This is a genomic window from Candidatus Thiopontia autotrophica, assembly GCF_982804495.1.
Genome location: NZ_CEYDPX010000028.1, coordinates 1 through 15,318 on the forward strand (window position 1 = coordinate 1; position 15,318 = coordinate 15,318).

The 15,318-nt window shown below is 48.1% G+C and carries 15 protein-coding genes; 10 read left to right on the plus strand and 5 right to left on the minus strand.

The genetic code is table 11. The features are described 5' to 3' along the window. Positions 1 to 174, minus strand: a 174-nt coding sequence (locus tag AC3ZFK_RS07530; protein WP_487541582.1) for a cyclic pyranopterin monophosphate synthase MoaC, incomplete at its 3' end; no start/stop codon positions are given. A 218-nt stretch (positions 175 to 392) separates the two neighbouring features. Here AC3ZFK_RS07530 and AC3ZFK_RS07535 point away from each other — a divergent pair. From AC3ZFK_RS07535 to AC3ZFK_RS07575, 9 genes are all read left to right on the plus strand, one after another. After that, the gene (locus AC3ZFK_RS07535) at positions 393 to 623 is read left to right on the plus strand and encodes a MoaD/ThiS family protein (RefSeq protein WP_487507273.1); all 231 of its coding nucleotides are present in this window, start codon (positions 393 to 395) and stop codon (positions 621 to 623) included. Positions 624 to 628: 5 nt separating this feature from the next. Further along, positions 629 to 1,069 carry a molybdenum cofactor biosynthesis protein MoaE gene (locus AC3ZFK_RS07540; protein ID WP_487507274.1) on the plus strand — a complete coding sequence of 147 codons (441 nt, stop codon included), beginning with the start codon at positions 629 to 631 and terminating at the stop codon, positions 1,067 to 1,069. A 288-nt stretch (positions 1,070 to 1,357) separates the two neighbouring features. Further along, entirely contained in the window at positions 1,358 to 1,753 is a 396-nt protein-coding gene (locus AC3ZFK_RS07545) for an SCP-2 sterol transfer family protein (RefSeq protein ID WP_487507275.1), read from the plus strand. An 80-nt stretch (positions 1,754 to 1,833) separates the two neighbouring features. After that, on the plus strand, positions 1,834 to 3,021 hold the full coding sequence (locus AC3ZFK_RS07550; protein WP_487507276.1) for an efflux RND transporter periplasmic adaptor subunit: 1,188 nt from the start codon (positions 1,834 to 1,836) through the stop codon (positions 3,019 to 3,021). A gap of 14 nt (positions 3,022 to 3,035) precedes the next feature. After that, positions 3,036 to 6,320, plus strand: a complete 3,285-nt coding sequence (locus AC3ZFK_RS07555; RefSeq protein WP_487507277.1) for an efflux RND transporter permease subunit — start codon at positions 3,036 to 3,038, stop codon at positions 6,318 to 6,320. A gap of 28 nt (positions 6,321 to 6,348) precedes the next feature. Continuing rightward, a complete protein-coding gene (locus AC3ZFK_RS07560; RefSeq protein ID WP_487507278.1) occupies positions 6,349 to 7,101 on the plus strand; it encodes a hypothetical protein in 753 nt (250 codons plus the stop codon). Between the two features lie 64 nt (positions 7,102 to 7,165). Then, on the plus strand, positions 7,166 to 7,696 hold the full coding sequence (locus AC3ZFK_RS07565; protein ID WP_487507279.1) for a hypothetical protein: 531 nt from the start codon (positions 7,166 to 7,168) through the stop codon (positions 7,694 to 7,696). Positions 7,697 to 7,764: 68 nt separating this feature from the next. Beyond that, the gene (locus AC3ZFK_RS07570; protein WP_487541578.1) at positions 7,765 to 8,700 is read left to right on the plus strand and encodes a tetratricopeptide repeat protein; all 936 of its coding nucleotides are present in this window, start codon (positions 7,765 to 7,767) and stop codon (positions 8,698 to 8,700) included. Positions 8,701 to 8,792: 92 nt separating this feature from the next. Continuing rightward, complete coding sequence (locus tag AC3ZFK_RS07575; protein WP_487507281.1) at positions 8,793 to 9,377, plus strand: hypothetical protein; 585 nt, start codon at positions 8,793 to 8,795, stop codon at positions 9,375 to 9,377. Positions 9,378 to 9,444: 67 nt separating this feature from the next. Here the strand turns inward: AC3ZFK_RS07575 and AC3ZFK_RS07580 are convergent, their stop codons facing one another. The 4 genes from AC3ZFK_RS07580 to AC3ZFK_RS07595 form a co-directional block, all read right to left on the minus strand. After that, positions 9,445 to 9,996, minus strand: coding sequence for a metallophosphoesterase family protein (locus AC3ZFK_RS07580; RefSeq protein WP_487507282.1), 552 nt, complete (start codon positions 9,994 to 9,996; stop codon positions 9,445 to 9,447). Then, complete coding sequence (gene ppa / locus AC3ZFK_RS07585) at positions 9,996 to 10,544, minus strand: inorganic diphosphatase (RefSeq protein ID WP_487507283.1); 549 nt, start codon at positions 10,542 to 10,544, stop codon at positions 9,996 to 9,998. Before ppa ends, AC3ZFK_RS07580 begins: the two co-directional genes overlap by 1 nt. A 186-nt stretch (positions 10,545 to 10,730) precedes the next feature. Beyond that, a complete protein-coding gene (locus AC3ZFK_RS07590) occupies positions 10,731 to 12,752 on the minus strand; it encodes a sodium-translocating pyrophosphatase (RefSeq protein ID WP_487507284.1) in 2,022 nt (673 codons plus the stop codon). Positions 12,753 to 12,815: 63 nt separating this feature from the next. Beyond that, the gene (locus tag AC3ZFK_RS07595) at positions 12,816 to 14,072 is read right to left on the minus strand and encodes a 6-phosphofructokinase (protein WP_487507285.1); all 1,257 of its coding nucleotides are present in this window, start codon (positions 14,070 to 14,072) and stop codon (positions 12,816 to 12,818) included. A gap of 404 nt (positions 14,073 to 14,476) precedes the next feature. Between AC3ZFK_RS07595 and AC3ZFK_RS07600 the strand changes: the two genes are divergently transcribed. Further along, positions 14,477 to 15,318, plus strand: an 842-nt coding sequence (locus tag AC3ZFK_RS07600) for an adenylate kinase family protein (RefSeq protein ID WP_487507286.1), incomplete at its 3' end; no start/stop codon positions are given.

A 15,318-nucleotide genomic window follows, 5' to 3' on the forward strand; every position in this document is an offset into this window, starting at 1 on the left:
GGCGATACCAAGTACATCACCTTTTTTGTGGTCTCCCTTGAGGATATGTTCCAGGGTTGATGGAAACATGGAAATTCTCCCCTCGGTTACGGCAACCCGCAGGGTGACATCCTTGGCCCCGACATCGACCATATGGGCCTCGCCGGAGGCATTAAAGTGGGTTAGCTCGCTCATCTCTGTTTTCCTTATTATGGGGTCAGGCTTGCTTTATTGTCGTTACTTGAGAATAACGACAATAAAGCAAGCCTGACCCCATTGTTTGAGGTGTTGGTAAAAGTTAGAGACTACAAGGTGAGTTGCCGTAAGGCAAGAGAGTGCCCCAGAAAGCACGATTCACCTTCTGAGCATCATGAGGTAACATCTATATCTTTATACTCTACAAGAGAAACAGAATGATACAGGTACGCTTTTTTGCGAGTCTACGGGAAGAGATGGGACGAGAGGGTGCTCAACTTGAGCCATCCGAGGTCTCAACTATTGGAGAGGTATGGGAGAAGATTGCTGATGGCAAGGAGCGCCCTGCCAATCTGCTGATGGCTCGAAACATGGAATATTCGGATGCTGACACCCCGGTAGCAGATGGGGATGAGGTTGCATTTTTCCCTCCGGTTACAGGGGGTTAATTGTAATGATTGAAATTCGTGAGAATCCATTCTCCCCCTGGGAGGAGATCCAGCGTTACGAAAAGGAGGTGCTGGATCCTGTTCACGCAGGGCAGTATGGCGCAGCAACTGTATTCTCCGGGACTATGCGTGAGTTCAATGAGGGTGATGGTGTCAGCGGGATGTTTCTGGAGCACTATCCGGGGATGACCGACAGCTATCTGGAGAAGATCTCGCAGGAGGCGGCAGAGCGTTGGGAGGTGCTCGATACGCTTATTATTCACCGTGTTGGTGCAATGATGCCTAATGATCCAATTGTGCTTGTTGCGGCCTGGTCGGCACATCGTGGAGTTGCCTTTGAGGCGGCCCGTTTCTTGATTGAGGAGCTCAAATCACGTGCCCCATTCTGGAAAAAAGAGCAGCTTGAAGAGGGTGAACGCTGGGTGGAGCATAATACTCCTGCATAGAGATAGCAGACACACATTCAATAGTTTTATTGAAATCTACATCTCCATGATTTGCAGATAAAACAGGCTGTTTTCACCTGATTATCCATAAGTTATCCACAGCTTCCTAACACTATATATAGTGTGTGTTAATTGGTCGATTACACTATATGTTGCGTTTTTTGCGTAATTTAAGCTGTTTTTGCTTCCTATTTTTACCCTTTTTCACTATAGTATGAGGCATGTTCCAGCCGGGACTTTTTTGCCTCTTAAATGAGGTATTTTCAAGGAAGATCAAAGGAGAAAAAAATGGCAGAGCTATTTTCTGAGGAGTGGATGAACACATTTATGGGTGAGTGGAACAATGAGTCAGGCTTGACCGATGCATTGAGTGAGATCAATTTCAACTCTACGATTGCTTACGGTGTCCAGGGGGAGGATCAGCCACGAGGTGTATTGAAGGTAGAGGATGGAAAGGTTGTTTCAGCAGGCAGTTACAATGGTGAAGATATGAACTGGGATCTCCGTTGTTCTGAAGATCACTGGGCCAAGTGGATGAAAAAAGCGCCAGGCATGATGGGTCTGGGAACAGCCTATACAACAGGCAAGCTGAAATTCGCTGTGGGTGATTACGGCGCCATGGTCAAAAACCCAAAAATGGCAGCTCCATTTATCAAGACATTTACTGTAATGGGTCGTGTCTAAAGGCTTTATGTCACAGTTTATTGCTCCTCCTCATCTTGCGGTGAGGGGGAGCAGTCAATTTTACAACGAGAAAGTTTAATATGATGTTATCGAAAAACCTCTTTTCTATGGTGGCGGCACTAGCGGTGGGTTTTTATGTTTTTGCGGCAGACGAGGAGTCGCAAGGGGGTACAAGCTCTGCAGAAGAGAGAGATGGATCACTTGATAATGTCATTACGATTGGCTCTGCCCGTACTGGAATCAGCGTTACTCTTGGAGGAACAATTGTCCCCTACAAAATGGTGACTCTCAATGCAGAGCTGCCTGGCAGTATTGAGTCAATTGCGGGAAAAGAGGGCGACCGATTTGAAGATGGGGAGGTGCTGGTAGAAATTGATGATGACACCTTGCTGGCGAAACGTCAGGAGATTGCGGCACAAATGAGAATTGCAGAGGCCTCTCTGCGAAATGCTGATGTGCAGTACAACAAGGCGATTATCTCTCCAAATTATCAGGGTGATGCCATGATGGGTGGGTTGCCAAGCATGATGAGGATGTTCACAGATCCCATGCGCTCATCCGGTTTTGGTGAGGGTGATCCTGATTTTGAGCGTTACTCAGACATCTTCTCACAGCAGACCCAGGTGGAGTCGGCACAGGCCGCAGTAATTCAGGCCGATGCACAGCTCAAGCAGCTAGATGCGCAGATTCGTAATGCAAAATCCATTGCACCATTCTCGGGAATAATCATGAGAAAAATGGTTGAGATCGGTGATACGGTGCAGCCGGGCCAGCCCCTGGTTCAGTTTGCCGATGTTGATCGTCTGCAACTGCTGGTTGAGGTTCCTGCCAGACTCGTCTCTGGTCTCGAAGAGGGTATGGTACTGCCCGCCAAACTTGATGTTGGTGGAGTGCGTCTGGATGTGCGGGTGGCACAAATCTACCCTAGTGCCGACATGATGCGACATAGTGTGAAGGTAAAATTTGATCTGCCAAAGGGTAGCCCTGCTGCACCTGGCATGTACTCTGAAATAATGATTCCTGACATGCAGGCGCCGGTATCAAGTTATCCGGTGATCCCGACCTCATCACTGTTGTGGAGAGGAACTCTGCCGGCAGTATTTGTGTTGGATGAGTCAGGAGAGCCTGAGTTGCGAGTAGTACGAGTGGGAGAGCTGGTGGACAACAAGCATGTGACTATCCTCTCTGGCCTGGTGGTAGGGGAGCAGTTAATTGTCTCTCCATCAGCAACCGGATGGGGTAGTGGCGAAGGTAATCGACGCTTCTAGCGGGAGAATTTGATATGAGTAAACAATCTCTCGGTCTTGCGGGAGGGATGGCAAAGGCGTTCATCCACTCTCCTCTATCCCCACTACTCCTTTTTGCAATGTTGGCTATGGGATTTCTTGGGTTGATGTTGACTCCTCGTCAGGAGGATCCCCAGATCTCAGTTCCAATGGTGGATCTATTTGTACAGGCACCAGGCATCCACGCAGAACAGCTCTCCGGTATTGCCATTGAACCGCTGGAACTGATCATGAGCGAGATCCCCGGGGTTAAACATGTCTACTCCGCAACCCAGCGTGGTATGGGTGTGGTCACAGTACAGTTCGTGGTTGGGGAGCAGGTTATCCCCTCATTGGTGAAGGTCTATAACAAACTTTCCGCAAATCAGGATCGCATTCCGCCCGGAGTTGGGCAGCCATTGGTTAAGGCTAAGGGTATTGATGATGTACCAATTGTTAACCTGACGTTATGGTCAGACGAGGTGGATGATAGCGCTATACGTTCACTCTCAACGGATGTGCTACATATCCTGGAGACTATTCCCGATACAGGCGAGGCATTTATTGTTGGGGGGCGCCGCACCCAGGTAAGAATTGAGGTGATGCCGGAGCGTCTGTCAGGATATGGAATTAGTCTGGATCAGATTGCAAATACTATCCGTACCGCCAATGGAGAGCAGGCTGCAGGTAACTCTGAGGCGGGAAATCTTAACTTCAAGGTATATACCGGCTCATTCCTCCATACTGCCAAACAGATCTCCAATCTGATCATTGGTGTCCACAATGACATGCCGGTTTATGTGCGAGATATTGCCAGTGTCTATCAGGGGCCGGAAGAGGCCAAGGGGATGGTTGAGTTTTATACCGGGGATGGTTATCAGGGGGGCTATGATGCCAGAGGGCTCCCGGCGGTAACTATTGCGGTGGCCAAAAAAGAGGGTAGTAATGCAGTTCCCGTTGCCAACGCAATCCTGGCCAAGGTTGAGGAGCTTAAGGGGGTCCTGATTCCATCAAATATTCATGTGGATGTAACCCGTAACTATGGAGCAACAGCCAAAGACAAGGTTGATGAACTACTATTCAAGCTGGTGGTTGCAACGTTGGCGGTAACAGTATTGATCTATCTAAGCCTGGGGTGGCGCCCCGCTGTGGTGGTAACAATCGTAATTCCGGTGGTTATTCTGCTGACTGTATTTTCGGCCTATATGCTGGATTACAGCATTAACAGGGTAAGTCTATTTGCACTGATCTTCTCTATTGGTATTTTGGTAGATGATGCCATTGTTGTGGTCGAGAATATCTATCGCCGCTGGTTAATGAAGAATGAGATGGATGAGGAGACTGCAATTGATGCGACTCGTGAGGTGGGTAATCCAACCATTCTGGCAACCCTGACGGTAATTGCAGCACTACTGCCAATGGGCGCAGTAACCGGGATGATGGGCCCCTACATGGCTCCAATTCCTGTGTTGGGCTCTGCAGCAATGGCATTCTCACTATTTGCGGCATTTATATTTACTCCATGGCTCACCATGAAGTTCCGTCCATCTATGAAGGCACTAAAGGCGGCCGAGGAGAAGGAGCACAAGTCACAGGAGAGGATAGGGAATTTTTATGATGGACTTATCCGTCCAATGGTCGAGAATCGTGTGCTTGGATGGTTTGTCCTGTTTGCAATTATTGCCAGCTTCTTCATCTCTGTCTCCCTCTTCTATACCCATGGGGTAAAGACCAAGATGTTGCCCTACGACAACAAGTCAGAGTTTGATGTGATGATTCGTATGCCAACCGGCACTGCGCTACCGGTAACTGCCAACATGGCACGAAAGATGGCTACAGTAATTGAGAAGGCGGTTCCAGAGTCTACTGCACTGCAGACATACTCTGGGGTTGCAGCTCCGTTTAATTTTAATGGTCTGGTTCGTCACTACTATCTGCAAGAGTACCCCTGGATGGCAACCATCTCGATCCAGCTGGTCCATAAAAATGAGCGTGAACGCAGTAGCCATGAGATTGCCATGGCGGTCCGAGATCTACTGAAGCCGATTGCAGAAAAGGCTAATGCACGGATCACGATTGCAGAGGTCCCACCAGGGCCACCAGTTCTGCAGTCTGTAGTGGCTGAAATATATGGTCCTGATGCCCACACACGACGCGTCATGGCAGCTGAACTGACAGATATCTTTAACAGCTCTCCGATAATGGAGGATGTTGATAACTATATGAATGATCCTCATCAAGTGCTCCATTTTGTGGTGGATACCGAGAAGGCAAATCGTCGCGGGATCTCTGTCGAGACCATTAACCGCAACCTCTCCATGGCAATGGGGTCGATACCTCTGGGGGATGTGAAGCAGGGCAAGACTCGAGAGCCAACAATAATTACCATGGAGGTTCCGCTGGCTGTGCGTTCACAGATTGTCAGCCTCTCTGATCTTCCTATTCCTACAATGGGAGGGCAAAGCACAGTCTCATTGGGTGAGCTTGGGCACTTCGAGACCTTTATGGAAGATCCCGTGATATACCATAAAGATCTGCGAGCCGTGGAGTATGTGGTGGGTGATGCAGTTAATGATCTGCCGGCACCTCTCTACGCGATGTTTGATCTGGAGCGGATTATGGAGGAGAGGGATTTCCGTACGCCTCAGGGGGAGAAGATTGAGGGCGGCTGGATCTCGGCCCCAGAAGAGACATTCAAGTCAGGGTTCAAGTGGGATGGTGAGTGGCATGTCACCTATGTAACTTTCCGTGATATGGGAATAGCCTTCGGTCTGGCGCTGGTGATGATTTACATACTGGTCGTCTGGCAGTTTGGAAACTTTGTCATCCCACTGGTCATCATGGCACCAATTCCGCTGACAATGGTTGGAATTGTCCCGGGGCACTGGATTATGGGGGCTGAATTTACCGCAACCTCAATGATTGGGTTTATTGCGTTAGCTGGAATTATTGTACGCAACTCAATTCTGCTGGTCGATTTTGCCCAGCTTGAATTGATGTCAGGTAAAGATCCTGTCTCTGCGGTTATCTGTTCCGGAAAAGCGAGAATGCGCCCAATCATTATTACTGCATTGGCGTTGGTTGGTGGCTCCAGCGTAATTCTTACCGACCCAATTTTTCAGGGCATGGCGGTGGCACTGCTATTTGGTGTAGTGGTCTCCACACTGTTGACCCTGATCATTATTCCTATGGGGTGCCTGAGCGCAGGAGATGCTCTGTATCCGGATGGTACTCCACCCCCATCAGTTCTTGAGAATGCTAGTCGGGGTGAGGATGATAAAGAAGTGGCTGTAGCAACATGATTTTTTCTAAACTAAAGGAGAGGGCACTATGAGTCAGAAAAGGTTTGGGGTGGTTCTTGGTCTTATGGCAGCAAGCGGCACTGCGGTTGCAGATGTTTCATGGGTTGCACCGGCTCCGATGGGGCCATATGGAGGACACTTTGATTTTGGTGTCCCTACAGAGGTGGTGGAAGATGGTATGTCAGATACTCCTCAGGCAGAATTTGCGATGTATCGTCAGGATGAAGAGCTTCCAGTAATTAATGCCTCATACTCTCCACAGAGTGGTGAAGAGGTGAGTGCTGGCAGGTTCAGAGATGAGGAGTTGAGTGAGATTGATCCGGAATGGAGCTTGGGAAATGGATCTCAAGAGACGTTACAGTCAGTTGGAATCAATGGAATGGAGCAGCAGCGTGCAGATGTCTGGGCGCTTGGCGAGATTCAGCAGGGAAAGCTCCATCAGCTACTAAATGAGGAGCCTGTAGAGCAGCAGATGCAGCCGTGTGTAGCTAATCAAACGGCAGACCATAGTTCACTTTCTGCTGCAAATACGCCATTTCAGGAGGTGATGCTGGATGAGTTTGAGTCAAGTGACCTTGATATGGAGGCGATGGCTCGTGAGGCAGACAATCTGTCAAGAGAGGAGGAGTATCGTGACCACAGATGGAGTCAGCAACCTCCGGTTTATTACCCATCATTTATGCCAGAGTATGCGCTTGGTGTAAGAAGGGCTAACGCAATGGATCCGCTGGCCTTGATCCCGCAGATGAGAAGTCCGGTCCAATATTTTGGGTTCCAGTAAGATATCACTGTTTGCAAAAACACTCCTCATTGTACTCAGCGGTATAGCGACAGCCGCTGAAGCATTGACGGAGTTTTCTGCAGATGTCACCTATTTTGATGACCATAAGTTACTGCAATCCAGCGGGCGTATCTTTGTTGCCAATGATTCAATCAGAGAAGAGAGAAAGAGTTCAGATAGTGAAGTGATCCGTATTACCGATATGTTTCGCGGGATTGCCTATGTGTTGGAGCCAGGCTCAAAGGAGTATTATCAACAGGAAGCACTTGCTGTGCCACGTGATCCAGCCCGTTTTTGTGCGGAGATGATGCTTCTTGAATGTGGCTACAGGGGAGAGAAAGAGATAGATGGTAGGGTAACCGAGCATTGGAGTGCGGAGCTTGGGTTTGGTGATCTCAGTATTGGAGTCTCCGCCTGGTATGACCCAACTATTCAGTACCCAGTTCGAATTGAGCTAAATGATGGGGCTGCTCTACAGCTGAGCAATATTCAGATTGCCCGCCCACCCTCATCACTCTTCTCCATACCATACAACTACCGCATGGTTGAGCAGACAGATAGTGACCAGTCAGCCGGTTTTCCAGAGTGGCCATGAGACTGTTATACTTTGCCACCAAATTTTGTTATCGCCTATTTAGTCACCCATAGAGACAGGAAGTTGATATGAAAATCTTGATCAGAATGCTCGCATCTATCCTTCCAGGAGTAATTGTTGGATTGGGTGTGATTGGTTATCTGGAGAGGGATAGCATTCAGGAGGAGTGGTCCTCAATTTTTGGTCACCACGATACGGAAGAGATTCACCAGGATGAGCATGAGAAAGAAGAGCCTTCTCTGGCAATAACGGTTGAGCCCGAAGATGAGGATAATAAACCTCTGCCGGTCTCTGAACTTAAGTCTCGTATTTTTAAGGAAGATACACAAAACAGTGCCTCCATAGATGAGTCAAAGATAGCAGAACCTCCCGTTGCAGCAACGGAGCCAGAACCAGAAAAGATTGCGGTGGAAGAGGGCAGTGCTATCGGGCAACCATCTGAGCCTCCAGCCCTGGATGAGGTGTTGGGTCTGGAGAAAAAACAACCCACCATATCTCTATCAGAGATGATGGATGATATGCCAATAACGGCGGAACAGGTTATTGCCATGAAAGAGCCCATGGAGAAGCTTGCAGAGCAGTTTAGCCCGTTATCCAGCAAGTCAATTGGCAGCGATCCGTACGGTATCACCGCAGAGCAGCAACGCTCTGATGTCTGGCATATAGAGAGCCTGGAGGAGGAGTCAGAGCTACAGTGGCTCTGGAATCGTGGACGACAGGCGTTTTGGGAGGGTGATTACGAGCTTGCTGTAGAGAGTTATCGCTCTCTTCTGCAGGAGGAGCCGATGAATCCAGATGGCTGGGGAGAATTGGGAAATATCTACTATGCCAAGAAGGATTGGACCAGGGCAGTCAGAGCATTTGGCAGGGCAGCTGTTGCTCTTACCCTGGCTGACAGGGCTGATGAGGCAGAGAAGATCCTGACGGTTATCCGCGGGATCGACCCTGCAATGGCCGATCAGCTATCAGCCAGCCTTGCCCGGCAAATGTTAAAAAAACAGTAAGTTAGAACTTTCTAATTTTAGACTACAGCTATTTTTTCTTTTTCAAAAAACGTGCTAAAGTGCGCGAACTATTAACGGGACAGGATTTATTTATGTCAGAAGATACAAAGATGAGTGATGAGAAACTGGGTGAATCAATGGGTATTGAACCAGGAACAGTCTCTCTGGATGGACAACCACTCGAACGTTTTGCCAGCTGTTTCGAGAAGAGTGCCAGACGCTGGGAGATGGTGGTATATCCGGCTCTGTTCGCATTCTGCGTACTCTCAATCTATGGTTTCTACATGATCTACCATCTTACTCAGGATATGTCCCACATAGCCCGTAACATTCAGGTTATGTCTACCAGTATTGACCCATATATGGGGCAGCATATGGCAAAAATGGTTGATGGTGTAGAGAGCATGTCAGGTAATGTTGAGGTGATGTCGCGTAACATTAATGCAATTGATGGAAATATCGAGGCAGTCACTGTCAGTATGAACAATATTAATACAAATATGCAGCAGATTACCGGCCACATGCAGACCCTGGAGCCAATGTTGGCCAGCATGAACAATCTAGACCAATCAACTCAGAATATGGCCAACAGCACTTTCCATATGACCCGGGAGATGGGGTCAATGAATCGTGGTCTCTCACCGCGAGGGATGTTCTCACGCTTTAGCCCATTTTAGTGAATAGTTTGTGAAGAGGGGGGACCTCTGGAAAGGGTGCTCATGGAGACATGAGTGCCCTTTTTTCTTAGGGCCTTCTGTATGGCGGTAGATCTGGCTCAGGAATATCCACAATCTTGAACTTCATTGTCTCAAGATCACCAAATATATATGTTGGCTGAACACGATCCATTCCAGATGAGCTGCCGGGGTTAACCAGTAGAGTGGTTTTATTATTGTTGCTGGAATTATGTTCTATTGATTCAATCTTGCAGCGGTGATTGTGCCCACAGCAGATCAGATCCCACTTTCCAGTAAGTGCCAGAGCCTCGGCATAATCTGGAAAATGGACCATAAAAATCATTCTTCCATTAATCTCCAGAGATGCGTCTCTACCGTGGTAATTAATTAGACTGTCTGGATTTTGAGACAGTTTCCCCATAACCGCTATATCGCCCTTATTATTGCCATGGATTACATGGATAGGAAGACCAAACTGATTTGCCTTTTTTAGGGTATAAGGGGCTACAACATCACCACAATGCAGCACTAGCTCTGCTCCACGCTCTTTGGCATCAGCCAGGGCTGAGTGAAATAGATCTATCTGATCATGGCTATCAGAGATGATGCAGATTTTCACTAGAAATTAGGCTTCTCAGGTGCGTTCTGGAATCTCTCAATACTATCCAGGATCTCTTTATGGGCAGACTCGGCACCCTCCCAGCCATCAATCTTGACCCACTTGCCCTCTTCCAGATCTTTATAGTGTTCAAAGAAGTGGGAGATCTTCTCCAGTAGCACTGGAGAGACATCCTCAGGGCTTTTGGCATTCTTGTAGATTGAGCATAGCTTGGATACCGGAACAGCCAGAACCTTGGCATCAGCCCCTGCCTCATCAGTCATCTGTAGAACTCCTACAGGGCGACAGCGGATTACGGAGCCGCTAATTATGGGGTATGGGGTCACCACCAGAACATCGACTGGATCTCCGTCATCTGAGAGGGTGTGAGGGACATAACCATAGTTACATGGATAGTGCATGGCTGTGTTCATAAAGCGATCAACAAACATTGCACCGGTCTCCTTATCAACCTCATATTTGACCGGATCCGCATTGGCCGGTATCTCAATAATGACATTGATCTCTTCAGGAATGTTTTTTCCGGTAGATACTCGATCCAGATTCATAAAATGATACTCCTATATTGCTGTTAACTATTGTTTGCTAGTTATGGTTGTTTCCCACAGGACCCCATTATTTTTTGGAAAATTGCAATATAACAATTATCAGCCATAAAAAAGGGCCGGTTTCCCGGCCCTTATTGTACCCCTTTCGGGAATCTTCAAATAGTGAAGATTGTTGTAACTGTAACGTTACAGTAGAGGCACCATCATCAGGGCAACAATATTGATGATCTTGATCAGTGGGTTGATCGCAGGACCAGCTGTGTCCTTGTAGGGGTCACCTACAGTGTCACCAGTTACCGCTGCCTTGTGGGCATCAGATCCCTTGCCACCAAAGTTTCCATCCTCGATGTACTTTTTAGCGTTATCCCAGGCACCACCACCGGTGGTCATGGAGATCGCGATAAAGATGCCGGTTACGATGGTGCCGATCAGCATGCCGCCCAGCGCCTCCTTACCCAGTAGCAGACCTACAACAATAGGGGCCGCGATAGGAAGAATGGATGGAACAATCATCTCCTTGATTGCGGAGCGGGTCAGCATGTCCACTGCCTTGCCATAATCAGGCTTGGCGCGGTGGTCCATGATTCCAGGGATCTCCCGGAACTGACGGCGCACCTCATTTACGATACCACCAGCTGCACGACCCACGGCCTCCATAGCCATTGCACCAAACAGGTAAGGGATCATTCCACCAAGGAATAGACCAATAATTACCATATGGTTGGAGAGGTCAAAGTTTACATTGCCACCCAGAGCATGAGTGTAGTCAGCAAATAGAACCAGTGTAGCCAGGCCGGCAGAACCGATTGCATAACCCTTGGTTACAGCCTTTGTAGTGTTACCAACAGCATCCAGAGGATCAGTAATATTACGAATCTCCTCAGGAAGCTCTGCCATCTCGGCAATACCACCAGCGTTATCGGTAATCGGGCCATAGGCGTCCAGCGCAACAATGATACCGGTCATGGAGAGCATGGAGGTTGCAGCGATGGCAATTCCATATAGCCCTGCCAGCTCATATGAGCCCCAGATAGATGCACAAACAGCAACAACAGGAGCAGCAGTTGATTTCATTGATACACCAAGTCCGGCAATAACATTTGTACCATCACCAGTGGTCGATGCCTCAGCAATATCACGTACCGGCGCATACTCGGTTGCGGTGTAGTATTCGGTAATCACAACCATCGCGGCGGTAAGTGCCAGACCAATCAGTGCCGCATAGTAGATGCTGCGTGAGGCAACCTCTACTCCATCAATGATCAATGCGTCACCAAACATCATGGTTGTTACCGGGTAGAAGACCACCGCAGCAATTGCACCAGCAACTGCAAGTCCCTTGTACAGGGCATTCATGATCTTGCCACCATCGGCCACCTTCACAAAGTAGGTGCCTACAATAGAGGCAATGATGGAGATACCACCAAGTACCAGAGGATAGAGGATGGCGGAATCACTTCCCTCAACCATCAACATTCCTAGCAACATGGTTGCAACAGTGGTTACTGCATAGGTCTCGAAGAGATCAGCAGCCATACCGGCACAGTCACCAACATTATCACCAACATTATCGGCAATAACAGCTGGGTTACGGGGGTCATCCTCAGGGATTCCAGCCTCAACCTTACCCACGATATCAGCGCCAACATCAGCACCCTTGGTGAAGATACCACCACCCAGACGGGCAAATATGGAGATTAGTGATCCGCCAAATGCCAGGCCAACCAGTGCGTGAAGGATATCTTCAGTCGCCATGCCTGTAGCAGCAAGAACAGCATAGTAGCCAGCAACACCCAGGATGCCTAGACCAACAACCAGCATACCGGTGATTGCACCACCGCGAAAGGCAACCTGGAAAGCGGCATTGATTCCATTATTGGCAGCCTCGGCAGTTCGCGAGTTGGAGCGAACAGAGATGTTCATTCCAATAAAGCCGGCAGCACCAGAGAATGTTGCACCGACAGCAAAACCGATGGCAGTGGCCCAGTCAAGAGAGAAACCAATTACCGCAAACAGTGCAACACCAACGTAACTGATGGCAGCGTACTGGCGAGTCAGATATGCTTGAGCACCCTGCTGTATGGCGGCTGCAATCTCTTGCATCCGCTCATTCCCGGTTGATTTGGCAGTAATCCATTGAATGGACGTAACGCCATAGGCAATCGCAGCAAAACCTGCGATTAGTGAAAACAAAAGTTCGGTGGACATTACAATCTCCTAAAGGTTGAAAAAAATAGTGACAGGATCGTCCGATGATTCCTGCCGGTTAAGTTAAATCTCAAAATTGTCCAGCTTTTTATCGACAGAAACATTGTCCAAGGTCACATATTTTGGCATGCCGTTATCGTCATATTCTGGGTAAGCCTCGCCCTGCATTAGTGGGTAGAGGTACTCCTTGCAGCCATCGGTAATACCGAAGCCATCCTCGGAGATGAACTCCATTGGCATCATCTTCTCTACATTTGCTACCTCGGATAGAGGAGCCTTGCCAATCTCCCATGTATATGGATTGTTTGAGGTGCGTACCACAGTAGGCATGATGGAGTTGTCACCATCAAGGGCAAAGTTTACCCCGGCTTCACCAAGAGCATAGGCCTGTTCCACATCAGATGCGGATGCGAGGTGGCGTGCAGCACGCTGCAGGTAATCGGCAACAGCCCAGTGGAATTTGTATCCCAATGCATCCTTGATGATATTTGCAACTACAGGTGCGGCTCCACCTAACTGGGCATGGCCAAAGGAGTCACGTGTTCCCTGCTCTGCCAGGAACTTGCCGTCTGGCCAGTGGGCACCCTCAGATACGACGATGGTGCAGTAGCCATGCTCCTTGACCTTGGCATCAACTGCAGCCAGGAACTTCTCCTGATTAAATTCAACCTCGGGGAAGAGGGTGACTACTGGTATGCCGTAATCCTCAACCAGTGCACCGGCTGCAGCAATCCAGCCAGCATGACGTCCCATAACTTCGATCACAAAGATCTTGGTAGAGGTTGCAGCCATTGAACGCACATCATATGAGGCCTCCAGAGTGGAGACAGCAATATATTTCGCAACTGAACCAAAGCCTGGGCAGTTGTCAGTAATTGGCAGATCATTATCTACGGTTTTGGGCACATGAATTGCCTGTACCGGAAACCCCATCTTCTCGGAGAGCTGAGAGACCTTGTAACAGGTATCTGCAGAGTCGCCACCACCATTGTAGAAGAAGTAACCGATATTATGTGCCTTGAATACCTCGATCAGGCGCTCATATTCACGCTTGTTCTCCTCGAGGCTCTTAAGTTTGAAGCGACAGGATCCAAAACCGCCAGATGGGGTCGTTTTTAGTGCAGCAATATTCTCATCAGACTCTTTGGATGTATCGATCAGCTCTTCAGTTAGGGCTCCAATAATACCGTTACGTCCAGCGTAGACCGTACCGATTTTGTCTGAGTGTTTGCGGGCAGTTTCGATTACACCGCAGGCAGATGCGTTGATTACTGCGGTAACACCACCGGACTGTGCATAGAAAGCATTCTTTACTGACATTCAGTTAACTCCTTGTTGACAATTGTTAAATAGTTGATTTTTAAGTAATATATTTAGGTTTTATTAGCTGGCTGTCGCCCCAAGTGCTCTGTCATGGCTCTCTTTACAGTGCTGATTTCAGTTGCAGAGAGATCATGGATTTCAATTTTTCTTGCAATTTCGTTCGCAAAAAGTGGTTATCAACACAATAAATTCATTGACATTTTTCAGTTAACTGAATATATATGGGGTACAAACCAATATCTGGTTGAACTTATACAGAAAATTGGCCCCAGTCACAAATAAACAAGACCAATTGAATTATAAAAAATCAAGATCTCCTCAGTAATCCAAGGGCTTTTTCTCTGGGAATTTTCCCTGATTTGAGGGGTGATAGATAGTGTTATGAAGGAAAATATGAAGTAATGATTAGGATGGCATTGCTTGGTCCCGAAGGATCAGGGAAAGATGAATATGCGAATAAACTGGCTGATAAATATGGTGTTCCAGTAGTTGCTGTTAGCGAACTTCTAAGGAGTGAGGTTGAGAGTGGTTCTCAGCTGGGGCTTGATATTCAGAAAGGACAGAAGGGAAAGAAGCCTGTTCATGATGATCTTGTTCTTCAGGTTATGTATCAACGTCTCTCAGAAAAGGATGTAGAGGATGGCTTTATTCTTGAAGGCGGACCAAAAACATCTGCCCAGGCAGAGGGTGTTGATGCATTTCTGTTGCGTCAGGGGCGAGGTTTTGCAGGTGTTGTACTAATCAGGTATGACTATGATGAATTTATGGAGTCGATGACCGGCCGATTAACCTGTAGAGAGTGTGGATCAATATTTAATATTTATACAAGCCCACCAGTTGTGGAAAAGATGTGTGATGAATGCGGTGGTCGACTACATAGACGTGTAGACGATCGTGAAGAGACCATCAGTCGCCGGCTTCGAGAGTATGAGTCAGTTGAAGAGCCGCTTACAAAGTTTTATCAGGATCGCCTTGAGATAGTTGAAGGTGGTTTTGATGATAAGAGTGTATTTAAGTCTATTAGTCGTGCAGCCGAGAAGCTAAAGAAGGCGGCTCCAGAGATTCAGGTAAGTTCAACCCAAGAAGAGGAAACGGTAATGGCAGACGAAGAGAAGAAGAAAAAAGCGGCGGCAAAGAAGAAGGTGGCAGCCAAGAAGAAAAAGGCAGCCTCTAAAAAGAAGGTGGCAGCCAAGAAGAAAAAGGCAGCCCCTAAAAAGAAGGTAGCGGCCAAGAAGAAAAAGGC

Coding starts and splice junctions, on each gene's coding strand:
- AC3ZFK_RS07590 (WP_487507284.1), bottom strand. CDS start 12,752: ATGTCCACCGAACTTTTGTTTTCACTAATCGCAGGTTTTGCTGCGATT.
- AC3ZFK_RS07555 (WP_487507277.1), top strand. CDS start 3,036: ATGAGTAAACAATCTCTCGGTCTTGCGGGAGGGATGGCAAAGGCGTTC.
- AC3ZFK_RS07560 (WP_487507278.1), top strand. CDS start 6,349: ATGAGTCAGAAAAGGTTTGGGGTGGTTCTTGGTCTTATGGCAGCAAGC.
- AC3ZFK_RS07535 (WP_487507273.1), top strand. CDS start 393: ATGATACAGGTACGCTTTTTTGCGAGTCTACGGGAAGAGATGGGACGA.
- AC3ZFK_RS07540 (WP_487507274.1), top strand. CDS start 629: ATGATTGAAATTCGTGAGAATCCATTCTCCCCCTGGGAGGAGATCCAG.
- AC3ZFK_RS07595 (WP_487507285.1), bottom strand. CDS start 14,072: ATGTCAGTAAAGAATGCTTTCTATGCACAGTCCGGTGGTGTTACCGCA.
- AC3ZFK_RS07545 (WP_487507275.1), top strand. CDS start 1,358: ATGGCAGAGCTATTTTCTGAGGAGTGGATGAACACATTTATGGGTGAG.
- ppa (WP_487507283.1), bottom strand. CDS start 10,544: ATGAATCTGGATCGAGTATCTACCGGAAAAAACATTCCTGAAGAGATC.
- AC3ZFK_RS07575 (WP_487507281.1), top strand. CDS start 8,793: ATGTCAGAAGATACAAAGATGAGTGATGAGAAACTGGGTGAATCAATG.
- AC3ZFK_RS07550 (WP_487507276.1), top strand. CDS start 1,834: ATGATGTTATCGAAAAACCTCTTTTCTATGGTGGCGGCACTAGCGGTG.
- AC3ZFK_RS07570 (WP_487541578.1), top strand. CDS start 7,765: ATGAAAATCTTGATCAGAATGCTCGCATCTATCCTTCCAGGAGTAATT.